Here is a 20,593-nt window from a genome sequence, read left to right on the forward strand (position 1 = left end):
TCTGCCGGAGGGGCCCGCGCGGTCCCGGCGAGGCGCATCGTTTGGAACCTTCGCTGCCCGGCACGAGTCTGCTGGGAAAGACCGACAAGGAGGTCCGCGATGCTGAAGACAGGCGCACCAGCCCCGGAGCTGACGGTTCCCCTCGCAGAAGGCGGCAGCTGGCGGCTGAAGGATCAGTCCCCCGAGGCCTTCACGCTCCTCGTCTTCTATCGCGGCTATCACTGCCCGATCTGCAAGGCGCAGCTCGAGGAGATGTCGCGCCGCCGCAGCGAATTCGCGAGAGCGGGCCTCTCTCCTTTCTGCGTCAGCATGGACAGTCCCGAACGCATCGGCCGCACGACGGAGGAATGGGATATCGGCGGGCTGATCGTCGGCCACGGCCTGACGGCCGAGCAGGCCCGGCAATGGGGCCTTTTCCTGTCCAAGGGCGAGAAGGACGGGGAGCCCGCCCTCTTCAGCGAGCCCGGCATGGCCCTCATCCGGCCCGACTGCACGCTCTATGCGGCATGGGTGCAGTCCGTGCCCTTCGCCCGGCCAGGCCTCGACGACCTTCTTTCCGGCGTGAAATTCGTCACCGAGAACGACTATCCGGTCCGGGGGACAGCGGCGTGAGAGTGCTGACAGCTTGCGCCGCCCTCCTCGCCTGCCTTCTCGTTCCCGCTGCCGCCCAGACGGGCGCGGAGATCGCGCTGCGCACCAATACGGACGCCGAGAACGTCACCGACGGCGCATTCGTCCCGGCGCGTGCGGGCTTCACGGCCACCGTGCAGGACCTCGAAGTGCCCTATGAGCGCTTCTTCGCCCTCGCCCTGCCCGGCGAGGTCGTGGAGTTCGAGGTGCAGGCGCGGCCCGACAGCCCCGCCTTCGCCTTCGATGCGGGCAGCATCGAAGAGGTCATCGAAGGCCCCCAGAGCCTCGCCTTCGAAGCGCCAGCGACGCCGGGCCCCTATCCGGTGACGATCACCTCCCCCGAAGGCGAGACGATGACGGTGACCGTCTTCGTGCTGGTGCCCGCGAGCCAAGTCGAGGACGGCGAGCTCGAGGGCTACAGGATCGGCGCCTATCCCGACACGCCGCTTCGCGGCCTCGACAGCTACCTTCCGCCGGAGGGCTTCATCCGCATGCCGCCGGAGCTCCATGACTACGAGATCAGCCCGCATTTCCGCCTGGGCCAGTTCGTCACCAAGCAGGGCGGCAGCGAACCCGTGAAGTTCCTGCTTGTCCGGCCCGAGCTCGTCCTCAAGCTTGAGCAGCTCCTCGCCTACGTCAACGAGCAGGGCATCCGCGCCGACAGCTTCTACGTCATGTCGGGCTACAGGACGCCCTATTACAACGAGGCGATCGGCAACGTCGAATATTCGCGTCATCAATGGGGCGATGCGGCCGATATCTATGTCGACCGGGCGCCGCAGGATCAGAACATGGACGATATCGATGGCGACGGGCAGGTGCTGCGCAAGGATGCAGGGCGGCTCTACGACCTCGCAGAGGATGTCGACAATCTGACCGAGCTTCGCCGCTATCGCGGCGGGGTCGGCGAGTATGGCGCGACCTCCGCCCACGGACCCTTCGTGCATGTCGACACGCGCGGCACGCCCGCGCGCTGGGGCCGGAACTAGCCCCTAGCCGAGATCGCGCAGCAGGCGCTGCTTCTGGCGGTTCCAGTCACGCGATTTCTCGGTCGCCCGCTTGTCGTGGAGCTGCTTGCCCTCGGCGAGCGCGATGTCGAGCTTGGCGATTCCGCGCGAATTGAAGAACAGCTTGAGCGGCACGATGGTGAAGCCCTTGCGCTCCACCGCGCCGGTCAGGCTCGCCACCTGCCGCTTGTGCAGGAGGAGCTTGCGGTTGCGCTTGGGCGAGTGGTTCTCGCGATTGCCGCCCGAATATTCGAGGATGTTCGAGTTGATCAGCCAGATCTCGGTCCCGTTCGGCCCCGCTTCGGGCGAGCAATAGCTCTCGGCGATATTGGCCTTGCCCTCGCGAAGGGCCTTCACCTCCGTCCCGGTCAGGACGATGCCCGCCTCGATGACGTCGTCGAGCTTGTATTCGTGGCGGGCGCGCCGGTTCTCGGCGACGACCTTGATCGAGGGAGAGTGCTTTCGGGCCATGGCCTAGAGATCGAGGCCCGCCATGGCTTCGTCAACTCTGCGCCGCGCCGCGTCCGAGGCGGGCACGAGCGGGAGGCGGAATTCCTCTTCGCAGAGGCCGAGCCGCGAGAGCGCGTATTTGACCGGGGTGGGATTGGTATCGGCGAAGAGCGCTTCTGCCAGCGGGGTGATCTTGTCCTGAAGGGCGAGCGCCTCGTTCCAGCGGCCTTCGAGGCAGGCCTCCTGGAGCTGCGCGGAAAGCTTGGGCGCGACATTGGCCAGAACCGAGATGCAGCCCCGGCCGCCCATCGCATTGAAGCCGACCACGGTCGCGTCCTCGCCCGAGACCTGCACGAAGCCTTCGGCGCATTGGAGGCGGTGGCGCGCGACGCGGGCGAGGTCGCCGGTCGCGTCCTTGACGCCGACCACGCGCTCGAGCCGCGACAGCCGCGCCATGGTCGCCACCGAGATGTCCGAAGCGGTGCGGCCGGGCACGTTGTAGATCACGATGGGCAGGGACGTCGCCTCGTGGAGCGCCTCGTAATGGGCGAAGAGGCCGTCCTGGCTCGGCTTGTTGTAATAGCCCGTGGTGGCGAGGATCGCGTCCGCGCCCGCATCTTCGGCGCCGGCGGCGAGGCGGATCGCTTCGGCGGTGTTGTTCGAACCCGCCCCCGCGATCACCGGCACGCGCCCCTTCGTCGCCTTCACGCAGGCGGCCACGACGCAGAGATGCTCCTCCATCGACACGGTCGGGCTTTCCCCGGTTGTGCCCACGGGAACGAGGCCGTGCGTGCCCGCCGCGATCTGCCGTTCGATCATCGCCTCATAGGCTTCTTCGTCCACTGCGCCGCCCTTGAACGGGGTGACGAGGGCGGTGATGGAGCCGCGAAGCCAGTTCGCCTTTGTATCAGTCATGCCCGCGAGCTACGCGCCCGCCCGCCTGTGGGCAAGACGGCCTTCTCGTCATGTCACTACACGCGGCGCCGGAGGCATGTTAGCGTCGCCCGGTCATGACTTTGCGCATCGGGCGGGGCGCCCTTTTCCTGATCGGACTGACCGCGCTCGCAGCGCCCGCTGCGGCGGATGCCGCGCCGAGCCCGGCCCTCAAGCCGCCTGCCCCGACCTCGCCTTACGTCTCGCCCGCCGACGAGGCGGTCCTCAAATCGCTCTTCGAGGCGCTGGACCGCCGCCGCTACGGCCTCGCCGACACGCTGCGCCGGGATGTGGGAGAGCCCGTGGCGCGGTCGCTCGCCGACTGGGCCTATTACCGCTCGGATGCGGAGGACGTGCCGCTATCCGCCTATGACGCCTTCCTGACCGATCACCCCGATTGGCCGCAGACCGGCACGATCCAGGCCCGCGCCGAGGCGCTTCTGGACGAGGAGACGCCCGCGCAGGCGGTCCTGTCCTTCTTCGGGTCCCGCGATCCCGTCACCGCCGAGGGCCGCCTCCTGCTCGGGCGGGCGCTGATCGAGACCGGCAGCGAGGAGGCGGGGGCGCAGGAGATCCGCCGCGCTTGGATCGAGCACAATTGGAGCGCGTCCGAAGAGCGGGACATCCTGTCCCGCTTCGGTGCCGTGCTGCGGGATGAGGATCACGCCGCCAAGGTCGACCGGCAGCTCTTCGACATCATCGCCACCAATTCGCAGCGCCTCCTGCCCCTCCTGCCGCAGCCCGAGCGGCGCGAGGCGGAGGCGCGGATCGCCCTCCTCAAGCGCGACCGCAACGCGCTGTCGCTCTACGAGGCGCTGCCGCAGGCCTCGAAGGACGATGCCGGCGTGCTGCACGCCCTGACCCGCTATTCCCGCCGCGCCGATGACGAGGTCGCGGCAACGGCGGCGGCAGGGCGCGCGCCGCTGACGGCCGAGGGGCTGCGCGACCCCGAGGCCTGGTATCGCGAGCGGCGGCTTCTGGCCCGCAATGCGCTGGAAGATGGCCGCTTCGAGGACGCCTATGTGCTCTCGGCCTATTCGGGGCTCGAAGACGGCGCGGACTTCGCGGAAACGGAGTTCATGGCCGGCTGGATCGCGCTGCGCTTTCTCGGCGAACCGCAGCGGGCCAAGGCCCATTTCGCGCATCTCCTCGGCCGGGTCGGAAGCCCGATCAGCCTGTCCCGCGGCCATTACTGGCTCGCCCGCGCGCATGAGGCAGCCGGCGAGACGGAGGCCGCGCAGCAGGCCTATGCCCGCGCCGCCGCCCTGCCCTTCGCCTATTACGGCCAGCTCGCCGCCGAGCGGCTGGGGGCGCTGCCGGACACGGCCTTTCCCGCTCCGGCCGAGCCCGGCGCCGAGACGCTCGCCGCCTTCGAGGCGCGGCCGATGACCCGCGCCATGCGGATCCTGGCCGAGATCGGCGAGGGCTGGGCCTTCGACCGCTTCGCCCATGCCCTCGACGATACGCTGGAGGATCCGGGCGAAGTGCTCGCCTTCGCGTCGCTGGTCGAAGACGAGCGCAAGACGCATCTCGCCGTCCGGGCGGGCAAGACCGCCCGGCGCAGCGGCGCCTCGGTCCCCCAGATCACCTATCCGGAAATCGCCCTGCCCGAGGACGCGGATTTCGTGGAGCCGGCGCTCGTCCTAGGGCTCAGCCGGCAGGAATCCGAATTCAATCCGGACGCCTATTCCTCGGCGCAGGCGCGCGGAATGATGCAGCTCCTGTCCTCGACGGCGCGGATCACGGCGAACAAGGAAGGCATCGAATGGGCGCCGGACCGCCTCATCGGCGATCCGTCCTACAACATGATGCTGGGCTCGGCGCATCTCAGCCACCTGCTGGAGCGCTTCGGCGGCTCCTATGTCATGGTGCTGGCGGGCTATAATGCGGGGCCGCACAGGGTGACGCAGTGGGTGGACCGCTTCGGCGATCCGCGCGATCCCAATGTCGATCCGGTCGATTGGGTCGAGCTCATCCCCTTCTCGGAAACCCGCAATTACGTCATGCGCGTCCTCGAAAACGTGCAGATCTATCGCAGCCGCCTCGAGGGCGGACCCATTGCGGGGCGCCTCGCCGCGGACCTCACCCGCGGCGGCGGCGCGGCCGAGGCGATCGCGAATTCGGGCACCTCGCTGCGCCTCGCCGGTCGCGCCGATGGCCGCTCCAGCGTGCTCGCGCTGCCGGACGCTGCGCCCGAGGCGGTCAGCGCCCTGCCCGAGGCGCCGCCGCCGCCGACCCTGGCGCCGAACGGCGACTGATCAGCCGGCCTTTTCCCAGCGGCCCTGCGGGGTCTGCTTCCAATAGGTCGCCGTCAGCCCCGCCCCCTTCACCGCCCGCCAGGCATCGCGGGCATCCTCGGCACCCTCAGGGCCGAACATGACGACCGCGCGGGCGAAGCCCGAGAGAGCCCCGGTCTCGACCGGCGCGCCTTCGACCAGGAAGAGGACATCCGCCGCGTTTCCCGCCTCGCCCAGCGTCAAGAGGACCGGCTGCTCGTCCGGGCGCGGGTCGTCCTCCCGCGCATGGGGCAGGAAGCCGTCTTCGCGATAGGTCCAGAGATGGGTGTCGAGCGCTTCGAGACCTTCGGGCGTGCCGCAGCGCACGGCGGCGCGCTGGCCGCGGGCGAGCGTCTTCTCCAATAGGCCGGGCAGGACCTGCTCCAGCGTGGAGCTTTCGAGGTGGTAGAACAGGACTTCGGTCACGCCCCGCCCTAGCCCGGCCGGGCCCGGGCGGGAAGATGCGCGAGGCGCCTCGCGCGGGACAGGGCGGCGATGCTAGGACCGGTTTCGAACAGGGCGGCGGGGCGCGGTGACCAGGAAACGGAAGAGCGAAGAAGAGGCAGCCACGCCTGCCGCATCGCTGGCGACCGACCCTCTGTGGCGGGAGGCGCGCGCGCTGTTTTCCCATACCGGAGCGCTGCGCCCGAGGCTCAACTGGTTCACGAGCATGAGCAGCCGGACCGGCCCCAGACGGCTCGAAGCCCTCACCGGCAGCCGTCAGGCAAGACGCCTATGGCGCCTCCTCCTGAACAGCAGCGCCTATGAGCTGCGCCGGTTCGCGGTGCGCGCGCAGGTGAATCACGAGCAGGCCAAGGCGGCGCTGCGCATCAATGTCATCGTCAACATCTCCGCCCCCTTGGGTCTGCTCGTCCTTCTCCAGGAGGTCGTTCCCGCCTTGGGCGAGGCTCTGGTCGAGCTTGTGGAGCTGTCCACGCTGATCCTGGCCGGCTCGATCGGGCTCGGCCTCCTCCTTTTGAGCCTGTGGCACGCCTACAAGCTCACCGCCCAAGCGCAGGACCTGCACCACATCGCTCTTCTCGCCTTGGCCGAGCGCGACATCGCGCCGCCCGCAGGCGGGGCCCCGGACAGCGAGGACGACCCCACGCGGCTGAACGCGATATGAGCGCGCCCCTCACGGTCTGGGCCCTTTCGGACGGGCGCGCCGGGATGCGCAATCAGGCGCTGGGGCTCGCCGAGGCCGTGGGCCGGGTGCGGGATGCGGAGATCGCCGAGAAGACGGTCCGGATCGCTCCGCCCTGGGATCGCCTGCCCCGCGCGCTATGGGGCGATCCGTTCTCGCGCCTCGCGCCGGATAGCGACCCGTTCGCCGCGCCCTGGCCGGACATCCTGATCGCCTGCGGGCGGCGGACGATCCCCTTCTCGCTTGCCCTGCGAGAGCGCTGCTTCACCGTGCAGACGCAGGACCCGCGCACCGATCCGTCGCGCTTCGGCCTCGTCGTGCCGCCGCATCATGACGGGATCGGGGGACCCGATGTCTTCGCCATTCACGGCAGCCCCAACCGCCTGACCGAGGCGCGGCTCGCGGCGGATGCGGCGGCGCTGCGGCCCGCTTTGCCCGCTTTGCCCGAACCTCTGGCTGCCGTGCTGATCGGCGGGCCGTCCAGCGCCTACAGGATGACGCCGGGCACAGTGGCCGAGATCGCGCGCCGTCTCGAAGCGGCGGCGGAAGCGGGCTTCGGCCTCCTCGTCACCTTCTCCCGCCGCACCCCGCCCGAGGCCGAGGCGCAGCTTCGCGAGCGCCTCGCGCGCCTGCCTGCCTGGGTCTGGGACGGGGAGCCGGTGGGCGGCCTCGACAATCCCTATTTCGGGCTTCTCGGCCTTGCGAACCGCGTCTTCGTGACAGAGGAGTCGGCCAATATGGTGACGGAGGCCGCCTTTACCGGCCGGCCCGTCTTCCTCCTGCGCCTCGAAGGCGGCGCGCCGAAATGGCGGCGCTTCCACGCGGCGCTCGCAGAGCGCGGCGTGCTGCGCCCCGATGCGGCGCTGCGCGAAGACTGGAGCTACCCGCCCCTGCGCGAGACGGACCGTGCAGCGAAAGCCGTCCTTGCGGCCTATGACGCGCGGAAGCGCGCAGACGGTTGAACGGCCCGCCGCCCTCCGTACATTCGCTGTTCCAGATTCCTCCGCCCGAAGGCCCGATCATGTCCGAGACCACTCACGCCAAGCTGCTCATCATCGGCTCCGGCCCCGCAGGCTATACAGCCGCCATCTATGCCGCCCGCGCCATGCTGGAGCCCGTCATGGTCCACGGCCTGCAGCCCGGCGGCCAGCTGACCATCACCACCGATGTGGAGAACTATCCCGGCTTCGCCGACGTCATCCAGGGGCCCTGGCTGATGGAGCAGATGCAGAAGCAGGCCGAGCATGTCGGCACGGAGATGATCCACGACATCATCACCGAGGCCGACCTGACCGCCCGGCCCTTCCGCCTCACCGGCGATTCGGGCCGGACCTATACGGCGGACTCGGTTGTCATCGCGACGGGCGCGCAGGCCAAGTGGCTGAACCTGCCCTCCGAGCAGAAATATCAGGGCTTCGGCGTGTCGGCCTGCGCGACCTGCGACGGCTTCTTCTACAAGGGCAAGGTCGTCGGCGTGGTCGGCGGCGGGAATACGGCGGTCGAGGAAGCGCTGTTCCTGACCAATTTCGCCGAGAAGGTGGTCCTGATCCATCGCCGCGAATCGCTTCGCGCCGAACGCATCCTGCAGGAGCGCCTGCTGAACCATCCCAAGGTGGAGGTGCAGTGGAACCGCGAGGTGGAGGAGGTTCTGGGCGAGGACAACCCGCTCGGCGTGACAGGCGTGCGCCTGCGTTCGACCACGGGCGAGGAGACGATCGACGTCGACCTGCACGGCCTCTTCATCGCCATCGGCCATGCGCCCGCGACCGAGCTTTTCGCCGGCAAGCTCGACATGAAGGACAATGGCTACATCATCACCGCGCCCGATTCGACGGCGACCTCGGTCCCCGGCGTCTTCGCGGCAGGGGACGTGACCGACGAGACCTATCGGCAGGCGGTGACGGCGGCGGGCATGGGCTGCATGGCCGCGCTCGAGGCCGAGCGCTATCTCGCCACGGTGGAAGGCGTCGCCGAAGCGGCGGAGTGAACAGGCGGGGCGCCGCCCGGCGCCCCGCTCAACTTATGCCGTGAGGCCGAAGGTCACCCAGCCGACGCCGAACCAGAGGACGGTCGTCACCGCGCCCACGCCTAGAACATAGACCCACTCCTTCTCCTTGTTCGCGAAGAAGGCGAGCGTGATCACCCGCGCCAGCGCGCCCGCGGCGAAAGGCAGGACGGAGAGGCAGAGCACGGCGAGGAAGTTGAGCGGCGGGCCTTCGCGGGCGAGGTCGGACAGCCACAGGCCGCCGAAGAACAGCACGACGCTGGCCGCGAGGAAGACCAGCGCGGTCGACATGCGCTTGGCGGCGAAGGGCAGGCCGAAGCCGCACAGGAAGATCAGGGCAAAGCAGACGACGTAGAGAAACACGGCCATGAGGTCGCTCCGTTCGGGGGAAGAGTTCTGTTGGCGGGCGCTCTAGCGCGCGAAGCCGCGCGAGGCGAGCCCTCCGTCTCTGTTCCCTCCGTCGCTCTTCTCAATGCACGCCCGCCGCGCCCGCGCCGCTCGGCACCCGGATCCGCTCGACGAGCGCCCGCACCGTGCCCGGCACGGGCCGCGTGACCCTCGCCACGCCGAAGGCGACCGCGAAATTGAGCGCCATGCCCACAGCGCCGATGCCTTCGGGCGAGATGCCGAAGAGCCAGTCCTCCTCGCCCCCGCCACCGAACCAGCCGAACTTGAACCGGCCGATATAGAGGATGGTGAAGGTCAGGCCGGAGAGCATGCCGAAAATGGCGCCTTCCTTGTTCATCGACCGCGTGAAGATGCCCATGACGATGGCCGGGAAGAGCGAGGCGGCGGCGAGGCCGAAGGCGAGCGCGACGACCTGCGCGACGAAGCCTGGCGGGTGGATGCCGAACCAGCCCGCGATCAGGATCGCCACCACGGCCGCACCGCGCGCGGCCATCAGCTCGCTTCTTTCGGAAAGGCCGGGCCGGAAGGTCTTCTTGAGGAGGTCGTGGCTGACGCTGGCCGAGATGACGAGCAACAGCCCCGCCGCGGTGGATAGCGCCGCCGCGATGCCGCCCGCCGCGACGAGCGCGATGACCCAGCCCGGCAGGCTGGCGATCTCGGGATTGGCGAGCACCATGATGTCCCGGTCGACATAGATCTCGTTCGCCGAGCCGGTCGGGGCGTTGGTCAGCACGCGCTCGCCGGAGGGGCCCGTCTCGCCGCTGAAGTCCGGCGCCCCCTCGAAGGGCGCGCCTGCGGCGTATTGGATGCGCCCGTCCGCGTTCTTGTCCTGCCAGCCGATCAGGCCGATCCCCTCCCAGGACTTGACCCATTCGGGCGTGTCCTCGGCATAGGCGGTCCCGTTCACCGTCTCGACGAAGTTCAGCCGCGCCATGGCCGCGACGGCCGGGGCGGTGGTGTAGAGGAGCGCGATGAAGACGAGCGCCCAGCCCGCCGAGCGCCGGGCATCGGAGACCTTGGGCACGGTGAAGAAGCGCACGATGACATGGGGCAGGCCCGCCGTGCCCACCATGAGGGCGAGCGTGATGGCGAAGAGGTCCACCGTGGACTTCGTGCCCTCGGTATAGGCGGCGAAGCCCAGATCGGTCAGCGTGCCGTCGAGCCGTTCGAGCACGCTCTGGCCGGTCTCACCCGCCTCCGCCCCCAGAGCGAGCGGCGGCAGCGGATTGCCGGTCACGAGGATCGAGATGAAGACCGCCGGAACGAGATAGGCGAAAATCAGGACGCAATACTGGGCGACCTGCGTATAGGTGATGCCCTTCATTCCTCCGAGCACGGCATAGAAGAAGACCACCGCCATGCCGATCAGGACCCCCATATCGATGGGCACGTCGAGGAAGCGGCTGAACACCACCCCGACGCCGCGCATCTGGCCCGCGACGTAAGTGAACGAGACGATGACGAGGCAGAGGACGGCGACGACCCGCGCCGCCTTGGAATAATACCGCTCGCCGAGGAAGTCCGGCACGGTGAACTGGCCGAACTTGCGCAGGTAAGGCGCGAGGAGAAGCGCGAGCAGCACATATCCGCCCGTCCAGCCCATCAGGAAGACCGAGGCGTCATAGCCCGCGAAGGCGATGATGCCCGCCATGGAGATGAAGGAGGCCGCCGACATCCAGTCCGCAGCCGTCGCCATGCCGTTGGCGACCGGGTGCACCCCGCCGCCCGCCACGTAGAATTCCCTGGTCGAGCCCGCGCGCGACCAGATGGCGATGCCGATATAGAGAGCGAAGGACAGCCCGACGAAGAGATAGGTGAGGGCTTGCGTGCTCATGCCCGCCCCTCCTCGTCGTCGGAGACGCCGAAGCGGCGCTCGATCTTCGAGATCCGCCAGGAATAGACGAAGATCAGCGCCACGAAGACGTAGATCGATCCGGCCTGCGCGAACCAGAACCCGGCAGGGACTCCCAGGATCTCGAAGCGGTTGAGCGGCTCGTGCAACAGGATGCCGAAGCCGAAGCTGACGGTGAACCAGACGGACAGCAGCATGCCGAGAAGGCGCAGGTTCTCGGACCAGTAGCTGCGCTTCGGCTTCCCGTCCGATCTATCCGGCGATGCATCTTCCATATGGCGTGACCTCCCCCCGGGGACGTGCCGCCAGCACCGCCGCCGCCCCTCATCTTCGCGCGCACCTTAGGGAGCGTCGCCCGCAGGCAAAGCCCCGATTTTCTTTCTCGCCCCCGGCTGCCCCGGCCGCTTGCTTTCGGCGCGCCGCTTCCAATCTGACAGCCTCGGACGCGTGGGCGTCTTCAGGCCTGGGGCTTCTCGACCTTGATCTTCGTTCTCATCCTCGGCGGCTTCGCCGGTCTTCTCGTAGGCGGCGAGCTGCTCGTGCGCGGCGCCGTTGCGCTGGCGCGCCGCCTCGGCATCTCTCCCCTCGTCATCGGGCTGACGCTTGTCGGCTTCGGCACCTCGACGCCCGAGCTCGTCACCAGCATCCAGGCGGCGCTGGCCGGCGCGCCCGGCGTCGCCGTGGGCAATGTCGTCGGCAGCAATATCGCCAACGTCCTCCTGATCCTCGGCGCGGCGGCCGTGATCGCGCCGGTCGCGGCCCACCCGGCGGCGTTCCGCCGGGACGGGCTGGCGCTCGTCCTCGCCACGGGCCTCGGCATCGCGGCGATCCTGACCGGCACGATCGGCCGGCCTTTCGGCGCGGTGCTGGTTCTCGGCCTCGTCGCCTATCTCATCCTCGTGCTGCTCCTCGAGCGGAAGAACGCGGAGGGCGCGCGGCACGAGGAAGAAGCCGAAACGCTCGGCGAGGGGCCAAAAAGCCCGCTCGTCGCCGGCCTCTACTTTGTGGGCGGCCTGATCATCACCGTCATCGGAGCCCGCCTGCTCGTCACCGGCGCGACGGATCTCGCCCGCGGCTTCGGCGTATCAGAAGCGATCATCGGCCTGACGCTGGTGGCGGTCGGCACCTCCCTGCCTGAACTCGTCACCTCGGTCATCGCGGCGCGCAAGGGCCAGGCCGATGTCGCGCTCGGCAATGTCGTCGGCAGCAACATCTACAACATCCTCGGCATTCTCGGCATCACGGCGCTGGTCCACCCGGTCGCCGTGCCCCCGCAGATCGCGGTGCTCGATGTCTGGGTGATGGCGGCGGCGACGCTCGCACTCGTCCTCGCGGTCGTCACCGGCTGGCGGGTGACGCGGGCGGAGGGCGGCCTGTTGCTCCTCGCCTATGCCGCCTATCTCGCCGTGCTGGCCTTCCAGCTCTAGCGCGCGAAACGCCGCTTCAGATCGTCCCGCGCGCTGGCATGGGTGAGGTCGAGATGGAGCGGCGTGACCGAGATCAGGCCGTTGTAAAGGGCGTGGAGATCCGTCCCCTCGGGCGGATCGGACGGCTTGCCGTCGAAGCCGAACCAGAAATAATCCCGCTGGCGCAGATCGGTCCGGCGCTCTGCGTAAAGATGGAGCTGGTCGCGCCGCCCCTGCTCGGTGACCTCGACGCCTTTGACCTCATCGGGTTCGACATCTGGGAAATTGACGTTGGCGACCACGTCGCGCGGCCAGCCGCCATCGAGCAGGGTACGGATCACGCCTGCCCCGTGCGCCCGGGCCGTGTGCCAGCGGGCGGCATGGCGGTCCATCCGCGCAAGCGACAGCGCGACGGAGGGAATGCCGAGCGTCATGCCCTGGAACGCCGCCGCGATGGTGCCCGACATCGTCACGTCCTCGGCGATGTTCTGGCCGTTGTTCACGCCCGACAGGATCAGGTCCGGCCGCTCATCCATCAGCTGGTCGACCGCGAGGTGCACGCAGTCGGTCGGCGTGCCGTCCACCGCGAAATGCCGCTCGCCGATCTCGCGCACGCGCAAAGGCCGGTTCAGCGTGATCGAGCGCGCCATGCCGGACTGATCGACCTCCGGCGCCACGATCCAGACATCGTCCGTCAGCTCATGCGCGATATCCTCGAGCGCCTTGAGGCCCTCGGCATGCACGCCGTCATCGTTGGAAAGAAGGATTTTCATAAGGTCGCTCGCTGAACGCCTCCCCCGTGGGGGAGGTGGCTCCCGAAGGGGGTCGGAGGGGGCAGAATGCTCTTACGGGGATCGCGAAGCTGCCGCGCAGCTTGTCCAGGCGCTGCGAATGCCGCTACCGCGCTTCGATGCCGCCCCCCGTTCGAGAAGACAGAGATAGAGCGCGCAGGCTGCGTGAGGAAATGCCGCTCTGCGAGGTTCGACTCTGGAACCGGCTTCGCCGCTCCGCGCTCGGCTACCGATTCCGGCGCCAGCACCCGATTGGGCCCTATATTGCGGACTTCGCCTGCGTGGGGCTTCGGCTCATCGTTGAGGTCGACGGCGACAGCCACTACGCGAGCGAAGCGGCGGCAGCTTATGACAGGGATCGCAGCCGTTTCCTCGAAGAGAACAGGTTCAGGGTTCTGCGCGTGACGAATGCCGAAGTGTCCCGCGACATCTCGGCGGTGTGCGAGGCCATCATTGGGGCCTGCGGAGATGCCGCGCTCGCGCACCGCACAGACAGCGGCGGGACAACGCGCCGCATTCGGTAAGGGGCGGCTTGCCCCCTCCGCCCCTTCGGGGCACCTCCCCCACGGGGGGAGGAAGGTGGCGCCCGCCGTCACCGCGCGGCCTCGATCCGGTCCTTGCCCATGAGCGGCTTCAGCACGTCCGGCACGGCGATCGATCCGTCTTCCTGCTGATAGTTCTCCAGCACCGCGACCATGGTGCGGCCGACGGCGAGGCCGGAGCCGTTGAGGGTGTGCACATAGGACGGCTTCTTCTCGCCTTGCGGGCGGAAGCGGGCCTCCATCCGGCGCGCCTGGAAGTCGCGCGTGTTCGAGCAGGAGCTGATCTCGCGATATTTCCCCTGCCCCGGCAGCCAGACTTCGAGGTCGTATGTCTTGGCCGCCGAGAAGCCCGTATCGCCGGAGCAGAGCAGCATGGTGCGGAAGGGCAGATCGAGGCGCTTCAGCACCTCCTCGGCGCAGCCGGTCATCCGCTCGTGCTCTTCGTCCGATCTGTCCGGCGTCGTGACAGAAACGAGCTCGACCTTGGAGAACTGGTGCATGCGGATCATGCCGCGCGTGTCGCGGCCGGCCGAGCCCGCTTCGGCGCGGAAACACTGCGTCCAGGCGGTCATGCGCTTGGGGAGTTCTTCTTCGGAGAGGATGGTTTCCCGCACGAGATTGGTGAGGGTGACTTCGGCTGTGGGAGAGAGCCAGTGATCCCCGGCACGGAACAGATCGTCGTCGAATTTCGGCAGCTGCCCGGTCCCGACGAGCGGATCGCTCAGTACCAGAACCGGCGGCGAGACCTCCTCATAGCCGAACACCTCCGTGTGAAGATTCAGCATGAAGGTCGCCAGCGCCCGCTCGAGCTTTGCGAGGTCGGACTTCAGGACGACGAAGCGCGAGCCCGAGAGCTTCGCCGCCGCCTCGAAATCCATCATGCCGAGCGCTTCGCCGAGATCGACATGGTCGCGGGCACCCTCGATGCGGCGCGGCTCGCCCCATCTTCGCAGCTCGGCGTTCTCGTCCTCGTCCGCGCCTTCTGGCACGTCTTCGGCGAGGGCGTTGGGGATCGGCAGCAGGGCTTCGCGCAGCTCCGCCGACAGTTCGCGGTCGCGCTCTTCGAGGCGCTTCACCTCATCCTTGAGCCCCGCGACCTCTGCCATCACGGCCTTCGCAGCCTCTTCGTCGCCCTTGGCCTTGGCCTGGCCGATCAGCTTGGACTTCGATTTCTGCTCGGACTGCGCGGCGTTCATGGCCTGGGTGTTGGCGACGCGCTGCTCGTCGAGGGCGATCAGGTCAGAGGCCCTGTATTCCGCGCCGCGCCGCTTCATCGCGGCGTCGAAGGCTTCGGGGTCTGACTTGATGGCGCGGATGTCGTGCATGGGGAATTCCTTCTTCGCGCGCACAATAGGCAGGCGGCGCGAAGGGGCAAGCGCCCCCGGCCCCCGGCTTCAGCGCGCGCGGCTCTGGCGGAAAAAGCCCCAGGCGGTGGCGGCCTGAGCGAGGCCCAGGAGCGCGGAACGCCGGAGGGCCTTCTTGCCTCCTGCGCGCAGGGGATAGGTGACGAGGCGGGCATAGAAAGAGGGCCCCGAGAAGCTGTGCCCCCCGCCCTCTTCGCCGAGGCCGCGAAGATGCGCCGCGCCGCGCCCGTAATTGGAATGCTGGCGCCAGAAGCGCCTCAGGCTGAGCGCGTGATGGTGATGCATCAGCGCGCGCGGTTCGAGCACCAGCGGACGCCCGCTCCTGCCCCAGCGCAGGCCGAGGTCCCGGTCCTCTCCGGCTGCGAGCGGGAAGCGCTCGTCGAAACCGCCCATCGCCTCGAAGTCGGCTTTCGAACAGGCGATATTGTTGGAGGCGAAATAGCCCGCATCCGCGCCGCCGCGCTCGTGCAGGAAGCCGATCAGGTCCTGGCTCGCCTCGGCATAGACGTCGCCCGCCAGCGCGTTCACCGTGCGCCCGCCGACCAGAGCGTCGGGCGCTTTTTCCAGCGCGGAGACCATGGCGGCGAGCCATCCCGGATCGGGACGGCAATCATCGTCGGTGAAAGCGAGAAGCGGCGCCTTCGCCAGCCTCGCCCCTCGATTGCGTGCCGAAGCGGGACCGGCGTTTTCCTGCCGCTGATATCGCATCGGCAGCCCCGCCACGCCGAGCGCCGCCGCCTCGGCCGGCGGGTCCGAGCCGTCATCGACGACCACCACCTCGAAGGTCACCCCGTCGCTTTCCGCCAGCGCCTTGAGGCAGGCGCGCAGCGTTCCGGGCCGCTGATAGGTGGGCACGATCACGCTGATCTGAGGCGCTTTGCCGGGGCGGGCGGGAAAAGCGGAGCTGTCGGACATGGGAGCGGGCCTAATCCCCAAATGGCCGCAGCGCCAGCGCCTTCACGTCTGCGTCAAGCCTCTCGCTTCCCGCCGCATGGCACAAGAAATGCCTAACAATCCGCAAATAGTCGCGGTAACGGAAGTCTTAACGCGCTGTTCGGGCATGGAGTGAGTGAAAGCCGCTGCATCCCCGCGGGAGGGGTCTCGGAGGACGGCGGATGAAAGAGGGATTGCATGAAGTCGAGCGCGTTCAGCGTCGTCATTCCAGCCTATAACGCCGCCGAGACGCTCGGCGCGTGCCTGGAGAGCCTCGGCCGGGCCATGCCCGCTCCTGCGGAAATTCTCGTCTATGACGACGGCTCCACCGACGACACGCGCGCGATCGCGAGGGCGCATGGCGCGCGCGTCCTGCGCAATGACGGACCGAACCAGGGCCCGGCGCGGGGCCGCAATATCGGCGCCGAGGCCGCCTCGACCCGCACGGTCGTCTTCGTCGATGCCGATGTCGCCGTTCAGCCCGGCGCGCCCGGCCTCCTTGCTGCGCGCGTCGCGCGCGAAGCGGGCGTCGTGGCCGCTTTCGGCGCCTATGGCGCACGCTCTCCGGTCAAGAACTATGCGGGCCGCTATGCCAATCTGAGGCACCATCACACCCATGCCGAAGCGCCCGGCGAGGCGATGACCTTCTGGTCGGGCCTCGGCGCGGTGGACCGGGCGGCCTTCCTGCGCGCGGGCGGCTTCGATCTGTCCTATGACCGCCCCTGCATCGAGGACGTGGAACTCGGCCTCCGCCTGCGCGAGCAGGGCGGGCGCATCCTCCTCGTCCCCCAGGCGCAGGGCGATCACCTCAAGAACTGGACGATCCGCCAGCTCTGGCACACGGATGTCTTCGTGCGCGCCCTGCCCTGGTCGAAGCTGATGATCGAGGGCCGCCTCGGCGACACCCTCAATACGGGCGGCCGCGAGAAGGAAAAGAGCGTCCTCGCGCATGGGGTCTGGGCCTCCGCACTGGTGGCGCTCTTCGTGCCGCTCGTCTGGTTCGCCACGCTCGGCTTCGCCGCCGCCTATCTGTGGAGCAACAGGCGCCTCCTGCGCCTCCTCGGCAGGAATTCGCGGCGCCTGGCCGTGGCGGGCGCCGCGCTGCACTGGACCTATCACCTCTATGCGAGCGTAGCCTTCGCGCTCGTGCTCGTCGGGACCGGGCTCCGCACGCAGATGCGGCAGCGTCCACGCATCAGGCGGCAGGCGCGCCGCCTGCGCAGGGCCGCTCAGTCGCTGAAGACGCCGTCTTCGGCCCGGCAGGGCCTGCTCGAAGGTCCGACGCGGTAGAGACGGACCGGTTCGGGCTCGGCCGTCACCTGCACGATCTTGCCCGGCAGGACGCTCTCCGGCACTCGGCGGACCAGGCTTCTCGTCCAGGACACCCGGCGGATTTCAGCCTCGCTCAACAGGGCCCAGTCCGGCCCGGGACGAAGGCCGCCGGTCTGTCCTTTCGGCCGTCCCGTGAATGCCAAGGCGCCCGCACAGGGCTCCTCCGTCCCGTAGACGCGCGCGGCCTGCGCGCCATCCTTCCCGTCCCCTAGGTCGAGAAGAAGCTGCGTCCTGTTCGCATTGACGGGGTCGGTGGCCACTCTTTCGCCTGCGAGGGCGTCCGATTCCAGAAGGCGCGCAAGATGGCGCGCTTCGGCATATTCGTCGTAATCGCGGAAATCCGCCGCGGCCAGAGAGGCCGCGATCAGGCCGACGCTCGCCGCCGCTACGCCCGATTTCCCGATTCGCGGCCGGGCATGGCCGAGCGCGACGGCGCAGAGCAGGACGGCCGCATAGGGCAGGATGGGCGTGTAGAGCGCCTCTTCGAGCCGAAGGGCGAAGGAAGAGATGAGATAGGACAGCGCCGCCCCGCCGCCGAACACCAGGGCGACGGGCGAGAGCGGAGCGAAGACGCGGCGCGGCGCCAGCAGCGCCAGGAGAAGGGCCGCCAGAAGGAAGGGCGTCACGTTCGGCGTCGTCAGAAGCTCGATCAGCGGATTGCCCTGCAGCGGCGTGGCGACGGGAACCGCCACCGCCTCCGGCGCCTCGCCGCCGGCATTGATGACCTCGTGCCCGGAGCTGATGGTGAGACGGTAGAGCGGGTCGCCGGCGATCAGCCAATAGGCGGCGAGTTCGGCGGCGAGGACGGTCAGGAAACCGGCGCTCGACGCGAGCAGCGGCACGAGGCGGAAGCGGAAGGCATAGAAGCTGACGAGACCGAAGACGACCGGCAGGAACACGGCCGTCTCGCGGCAGAGCCAGGCCCCGCCGGCGAGCAGGCCCGCCAGATAGAGCCGCCGCACGCTGCCGGTCTTGAGCCCCTCGACCAGCAGCCACGCGCCCCAGGCCGCAAGGAACATCTCGGGCGCGTAGATCCTGACCTCGAAAGCCTGCGCGGCCAGAAAGGCGGATGTCGCGGTGAACAGGGCGGCGAGCGTTCCGGCGCGACGCCCCAGATGCCGCCGCCCATAGATGAAGGTGACGGCCACGAGCCCCGCCACGAAGGCCGCGCAGACGGCGCTGGCTGCGATTTCCGACGGCCCGAAGAGCCGGAAGGCTGCCGCGACCGGCAGCACGATGGGATAGCGCAGCGCCCAATGGGTCTCTCCCAGCGTCGGCCCCTCTTCGGCCCAGACGAGCGCGGCGCGGATATAGCGCTCGGCGTCCCGCGGCCCCATGCCGTCGAGGAAGGCGAACATCATCAGGCCGAAGCAGAGAACCAGAAGGCCGATCGCGGCTCCGCGCTCGGTGAGGCGCGATCCGCCCGCCGCCCTGCGGGCCTCCTGAAGATGCGGCTGCCAGACGCTCACGCCTTCGGCTTCTCTCTCGCCGTCAGGCGCTCGCGCAGGCTGGGGGGCAGGAGGGCGTTGCCGAGGTGGAAGGCCAGTTCCGCAGGCGAGACCCGGCCCTCAGCCAGCGCCTCGCGCAGAAGCGGCCAGAAGGCGCTGCGGTCTTCGGCCCTGCGGGCCCTGATGCTGGCAAGGGTCAGGAGATAGGCGCCGTAAGCCCTCTTCGTGACGAGGTGGCGGCGCGCCCGGATCCACTCCACGTCCCAGCGCCAGTCCGCCTCGTTGGAAATCCGGGGGCGGTCCTCGTCGATCGACCATGTCGCGAGCGGCGCCCTGCCGGCGAAGACGAGGCCGACATCGCCCCGCTGACCGGCCCGCAGGACCCAGTCGAGATCGACATAGCGCGACAGCGCCTCGTCGAAGGGAACGGCCTCGAACAGGGTCTTCGGCGCGAGGATCGTGGAGGTCTGGACGAGCCCCTCTCCCGTGCTCGGCCGCCGGCGGCAGAACAGGTATTCGCTGATCGGCTGCGAGGAGCCGGGCAGGCGGCGTGGCCAGGCATAGCGCGCCCGTTCGTGCCGGGCGATGAGGCGGCAGCTGACCAGCGGCAGCGGGACCGACGAGGCTTCGGCCGCATCCATCTGGACGGCCAGTTTCTCCGCCGCCCAGGCATCGTCGTCGTCGAGCAGCGCGATCCACTCCCCCCGAGCGGCGGCGATGCCGAAATTCCGCGCCCCGGCATTGCCGAGATTGCGCGGCGGCAGGAGCACGCGCAGGCGCCGGTCATGAATGGCTTCGAGGGCGGCGCGCGTTTCGTCGTCGAGGCCGTCGACCACCACGACGACCTCGATATCCTCGAAGGTCTGGCCGAGCGCGTCGGCGACGGCGCGCGTCACGCGCCCGGGGCGCCGGAAGGTGGGAATGACCACTGAGATGCGCGGCATAAGAGCCCGCTAGCACGGGCAGCGGGCCTGCTCTAGCGGGCTTCGAGCACAAGGTCGTCCCGGTGCAGGACGAGACGCGCCTTACCCGCCGAGAGCGCCGCATCGCTGCAGGCGGCGAGACCATAGCCGATCGTCTCTCCCTCCGCCTCGACCGCGAGAAGGTCGCCGGCCTCGAAACGCCCCTCGCTCCCCTTCACGCCCACCGCCAGAAGGCTGTTGCCCGCAGCCAGCGCCTGCGCGGCGCCGGCATCGATGAAGACCCTTGCGGCCGCGACGCTGCGGCCCGACAGCCAGCGCCGGCGCGCGGGCATCGGAGCCGCTGCGGCCTCGATCACGGTCGCCTTCGCCTCTCCCGACAGAAGCGCCCGCAAGGGCCGGGCCGGCATGCCCGAGGCGATGATCACGCCGACGCCCCAACTCGAAGCGAGGGCGGCCGCGCGCAGCTTGCTCGCCATGCCGCCGGTTCCGACGCCGGATCGGCTTTCCATGCCGCCGAGGTCGAGACCGGCCAGTTCCCTGCGCGACAGAGCGGGCCTGTGCCGCGCTCCCGGCTCGCCCGGCGGCCGGTCGTAAAGCCCGTCCACATCGGACAGGAGGACCAGCGTGTCGGCATCGAGAAGCCCCGCCGTCTGCGCCGCGAGACGGTCATTGTCGCCGGCGCGCAGTTCCTGGGTGGCGACGGCATCGTTCTCGTTGACGAGCGGCACGATCCCGGCGGCGTGCAGCGCCCGGAAGGCCGCCCTCGCATTGAGGTAGCGGGTCCTGTCCTCCAGCACGTCCGCCGTCAGGAGGATCTGCGCCGCTGTCAGCCCCTCCGCGGCGAGCGCCTCCTGCCATCGCGCCATCAGGGCGATCTGACCTGTAGCCGAGAGTGCCTGACGGCTGGCCAAGCCATCCCCGGTGATTCGGGCGATCCGGCGACCCGATGCCACTGCGCCCGAAGTGACCACCGTCACCTCGCCGCTGAAGGCGGCGAGATCAGCGGCGAGTCCCTGGATATCGGCTCCTGTCATGCCTTCCGGAGGCGCGAGAAGGGACGAGCCGATCTTCACGACCAGCCGCCGGCTGCCGCGCAGGAGTGCAGACGCTGCTGAAGGAAGGGGATCGGCCACCTCGACGCATTAGCAA

21 protein-coding genes are annotated in these 20,593 nt (G+C 69.1%); 9 read left to right on the forward strand and 12 right to left on the reverse strand.

Features of this window, described 5'->3' with window-relative positions:
• The first annotated feature begins 99 nt into the window (after positions 1–99).
• The gene (locus IE88_RS0102640) at positions 100–612 is read left to right on the forward strand and encodes a redoxin domain-containing protein (protein WP_031549828.1); all 513 of its coding nucleotides are present in this window, start codon (positions 100–102) and stop codon (positions 610–612) included.
• The gene (locus IE88_RS16205; RefSeq protein WP_036766483.1) at positions 609–1,619 is read left to right on the forward strand and encodes a D-Ala-D-Ala carboxypeptidase family metallohydrolase; all 1,011 of its coding nucleotides are present in this window, start codon (positions 609–611) and stop codon (positions 1,617–1,619) included. Before IE88_RS0102640 ends, IE88_RS16205 begins: the two co-directional genes overlap by 4 nt.
• A 3-nt stretch (positions 1,620–1,622) precedes the next feature.
• On the opposite strand, the gene smpB is transcribed toward IE88_RS16205, so the two are convergent.
• On the reverse strand, positions 1,623–2,108 hold the full coding sequence (gene smpB / locus IE88_RS0102650; RefSeq protein WP_031549833.1) for an SsrA-binding protein SmpB: 486 nt from the start codon (positions 2,106–2,108) through the stop codon (positions 1,623–1,625).
• 3 nt (positions 2,109–2,111) lie between these two features.
• On the reverse strand, positions 2,112–3,002 hold the full coding sequence (dapA, locus tag IE88_RS0102655; protein WP_031549834.1) for a 4-hydroxy-tetrahydrodipicolinate synthase: 891 nt from the start codon (positions 3,000–3,002) through the stop codon (positions 2,112–2,114).
• A 95-nt stretch (positions 3,003–3,097) separates the two neighbouring features.
• Here dapA and IE88_RS0102660 point away from each other — a divergent pair, with 95 nt between their 5' ends.
• Positions 3,098–5,278, forward strand: a complete 2,181-nt coding sequence (locus IE88_RS0102660; protein ID WP_051881427.1) for a lytic transglycosylase domain-containing protein — start codon at positions 3,098–3,100, stop codon at positions 5,276–5,278.
• Here IE88_RS0102660 and IE88_RS0102665 read toward each other — a convergent pair whose 3' ends face one another.
• On the reverse strand, positions 5,279–5,722 hold the full coding sequence (locus IE88_RS0102665) for a DNA polymerase III subunit chi (RefSeq protein WP_031549839.1): 444 nt from the start codon (positions 5,720–5,722) through the stop codon (positions 5,279–5,281).
• Positions 5,723–5,828: 106 nt separating this feature from the next.
• Here IE88_RS0102665 and IE88_RS0102670 point away from each other — a divergent pair, with 106 nt between their 5' ends.
• Genes IE88_RS0102670 through trxB form a run of 3 tightly spaced genes read left to right on the forward strand, consistent with a single transcriptional unit; the run spans position 5,829 to position 8,427 of the window.
• A complete protein-coding gene (locus IE88_RS0102670) occupies positions 5,829–6,422 on the forward strand; it encodes a hypothetical protein (protein ID WP_031549841.1) in 594 nt (197 codons plus the stop codon).
• A complete protein-coding gene (locus IE88_RS0102675) occupies positions 6,419–7,402 on the forward strand; it encodes a mitochondrial fission ELM1 family protein (RefSeq protein ID WP_031549844.1) in 984 nt (327 codons plus the stop codon). Before IE88_RS0102670 ends, IE88_RS0102675 begins: the two co-directional genes overlap by 4 nt.
• A 59-nt stretch (positions 7,403–7,461) precedes the next feature.
• Entirely contained in the window at positions 7,462–8,427 is a 966-nt protein-coding gene (gene trxB, locus IE88_RS0102680) for a thioredoxin-disulfide reductase (protein ID WP_031549845.1), read from the forward strand.
• A 33-nt stretch (positions 8,428–8,460) separates the two neighbouring features.
• Here the strand turns inward: trxB and IE88_RS0102685 are convergent, their stop codons facing one another.
• The 3 genes from IE88_RS0102685 to IE88_RS0102695 all read right to left on the reverse strand — a co-directional run bounded on the left by IE88_RS0102685 (position 8,461) and on the right by IE88_RS0102695 (position 10,980).
• Positions 8,461–8,814 (reverse strand): hypothetical protein, encoded by a 354-nt coding sequence (locus tag IE88_RS0102685; RefSeq protein ID WP_031549848.1) that lies wholly within the window; start codon positions 8,812–8,814, stop codon positions 8,461–8,463.
• 100 nt (positions 8,815–8,914) lie between these two features.
• On the reverse strand, positions 8,915–10,687 hold the full coding sequence (locus tag IE88_RS0102690; protein WP_031549849.1) for a sodium:solute symporter family protein: 1,773 nt from the start codon (positions 10,685–10,687) through the stop codon (positions 8,915–8,917).
• Positions 10,684–10,980: a DUF4212 domain-containing protein gene (locus tag IE88_RS0102695; protein WP_031549851.1), complete on the reverse strand. Its 297-nt coding sequence runs from the start codon at positions 10,978–10,980 to the stop codon at positions 10,684–10,686. Before IE88_RS0102695 ends, IE88_RS0102690 begins: the two co-directional genes overlap by 4 nt.
• Before the next feature lie 204 nt (positions 10,981–11,184).
• On the opposite strand from IE88_RS0102695, the gene IE88_RS0102700 reads away from it, so the two are divergent.
• On the forward strand, positions 11,185–12,132 hold the full coding sequence (locus tag IE88_RS0102700; RefSeq protein WP_031549853.1) for a calcium/sodium antiporter: 948 nt from the start codon (positions 11,185–11,187) through the stop codon (positions 12,130–12,132).
• On the opposite strand, the gene surE is transcribed toward IE88_RS0102700, so the two are convergent.
• Complete coding sequence (gene surE / locus IE88_RS0102705; RefSeq protein WP_031549855.1) at positions 12,129–12,884, reverse strand: 5'/3'-nucleotidase SurE; 756 nt, start codon at positions 12,882–12,884, stop codon at positions 12,129–12,131. The genes IE88_RS0102700 and surE overlap by 4 nt on opposite strands.
• Positions 12,885–13,021: 137 nt before the next feature.
• Here surE and IE88_RS0102710 point away from each other — a divergent pair, with 137 nt between their 5' ends.
• The gene (locus tag IE88_RS0102710; RefSeq protein WP_081871420.1) at positions 13,022–13,426 is read left to right on the forward strand and encodes an endonuclease domain-containing protein; all 405 of its coding nucleotides are present in this window, start codon (positions 13,022–13,024) and stop codon (positions 13,424–13,426) included.
• A 68-nt stretch (positions 13,427–13,494) separates the two neighbouring features.
• On the opposite strand, the gene serS is transcribed toward IE88_RS0102710, so the two are convergent.
• Together serS and IE88_RS0102720 are read right to left on the reverse strand one after the other, a co-directional pair.
• A complete protein-coding gene (serS, locus tag IE88_RS0102715) occupies positions 13,495–14,769 on the reverse strand; it encodes a serine--tRNA ligase (protein ID WP_031549859.1) in 1,275 nt (424 codons plus the stop codon).
• Positions 14,770–14,838: 69 nt separating this feature from the next.
• The gene (locus IE88_RS0102720) at positions 14,839–15,723 is read right to left on the reverse strand and encodes a glycosyltransferase family 2 protein (RefSeq protein ID WP_051881428.1); all 885 of its coding nucleotides are present in this window, start codon (positions 15,721–15,723) and stop codon (positions 14,839–14,841) included.
• 216 nt (positions 15,724–15,939) lie between these two features.
• On the opposite strand from IE88_RS0102720, the gene IE88_RS0102725 reads away from it, so the two are divergent.
• Positions 15,940–17,031, forward strand: a complete 1,092-nt coding sequence (locus IE88_RS0102725; RefSeq protein ID WP_051881429.1) for a glycosyltransferase family 2 protein — start codon at positions 15,940–15,942, stop codon at positions 17,029–17,031.
• Here the strand turns inward: IE88_RS0102725 and IE88_RS0102730 are convergent.
• Genes IE88_RS0102730 through proB form a run of 3 tightly spaced genes read right to left on the reverse strand, consistent with a single transcriptional unit; the run spans position 16,971 to position 20,577 of the window.
• Entirely contained in the window at positions 16,971–18,542 is a 1,572-nt protein-coding gene (locus tag IE88_RS0102730) for a glycosyltransferase family 39 protein (RefSeq protein WP_031549865.1), read from the reverse strand. The two genes, IE88_RS0102725 and IE88_RS0102730, sit on opposite strands and share 61 nt — an antisense overlap.
• A complete protein-coding gene (locus tag IE88_RS0102735) occupies positions 18,539–19,465 on the reverse strand; it encodes a glycosyltransferase family 2 protein (RefSeq protein ID WP_036766485.1) in 927 nt (308 codons plus the stop codon). Before IE88_RS0102735 ends, IE88_RS0102730 begins: the two co-directional genes overlap by 4 nt.
• Before the next feature lie 32 nt (positions 19,466–19,497).
• Entirely contained in the window at positions 19,498–20,577 is a 1,080-nt protein-coding gene (gene proB / locus IE88_RS0102740) for a glutamate 5-kinase (protein WP_031549868.1), read from the reverse strand.
• Between the last annotated feature and the right edge of the window lie 16 nt (positions 20,578–20,593).

This window comes from Parvularcula oceani (genome assembly GCF_000733125.1).
GTDB classification, from domain to species: Bacteria; Pseudomonadota; Alphaproteobacteria; order Caulobacterales; family Parvularculaceae; genus Parvularcula; species Parvularcula oceani.

What these genes read in the sequence shown, in the direction of transcription:
- IE88_RS0102640 (WP_031549828.1), top strand. Translation starts at nt 100, where the DNA reads ATGCTGAAGACAGGCGCACCAGCCCCGGAGCTGACGGTTCCCCTCGCA.
- smpB (WP_031549833.1), bottom strand. Translation starts at nt 2,108, where the DNA reads ATGGCCCGAAAGCACTCTCCCTCGATCAAGGTCGTCGCCGAGAACCGG.
- dapA (WP_031549834.1), bottom strand. Translation starts at nt 3,002, where the DNA reads ATGACTGATACAAAGGCGAACTGGCTTCGCGGCTCCATCACCGCCCTC.
- IE88_RS0102660 (WP_051881427.1), top strand. Translation starts at nt 3,098, where the DNA reads ATGACTTTGCGCATCGGGCGGGGCGCCCTTTTCCTGATCGGACTGACC.
- IE88_RS0102675 (WP_031549844.1), top strand. Translation starts at nt 6,419, where the DNA reads ATGAGCGCGCCCCTCACGGTCTGGGCCCTTTCGGACGGGCGCGCCGGG.
- trxB (WP_031549845.1), top strand. Translation starts at nt 7,462, where the DNA reads ATGTCCGAGACCACTCACGCCAAGCTGCTCATCATCGGCTCCGGCCCC.
- IE88_RS0102685 (WP_031549848.1), bottom strand. Translation starts at nt 8,814, where the DNA reads ATGGCCGTGTTTCTCTACGTCGTCTGCTTTGCCCTGATCTTCCTGTGC.
- IE88_RS0102690 (WP_031549849.1), bottom strand. Translation starts at nt 10,687, where the DNA reads ATGAGCACGCAAGCCCTCACCTATCTCTTCGTCGGGCTGTCCTTCGCT.
- IE88_RS0102695 (WP_031549851.1), bottom strand. Translation starts at nt 10,980, where the DNA reads ATGGAAGATGCATCGCCGGATAGATCGGACGGGAAGCCGAAGCGCAGC.
- surE (WP_031549855.1), bottom strand. Translation starts at nt 12,884, where the DNA reads ATGAAAATCCTTCTTTCCAACGATGACGGCGTGCATGCCGAGGGCCTC.
- IE88_RS0102710 (WP_081871420.1), top strand. Translation starts at nt 13,022, where the DNA reads ATGCCGCCCCCCGTTCGAGAAGACAGAGATAGAGCGCGCAGGCTGCGT.
- serS (WP_031549859.1), bottom strand. Translation starts at nt 14,769, where the DNA reads ATGCACGACATCCGCGCCATCAAGTCAGACCCCGAAGCCTTCGACGCC.
- IE88_RS0102720 (WP_051881428.1), bottom strand. Translation starts at nt 15,723, where the DNA reads ATGTCCGACAGCTCCGCTTTTCCCGCCCGCCCCGGCAAAGCGCCTCAG.
- IE88_RS0102725 (WP_051881429.1), top strand. Translation starts at nt 15,940, where the DNA reads ATGAAGTCGAGCGCGTTCAGCGTCGTCATTCCAGCCTATAACGCCGCC.
- IE88_RS0102735 (WP_036766485.1), bottom strand. Translation starts at nt 19,465, where the DNA reads ATGCCGCGCATCTCAGTGGTCATTCCCACCTTCCGGCGCCCCGGGCGC.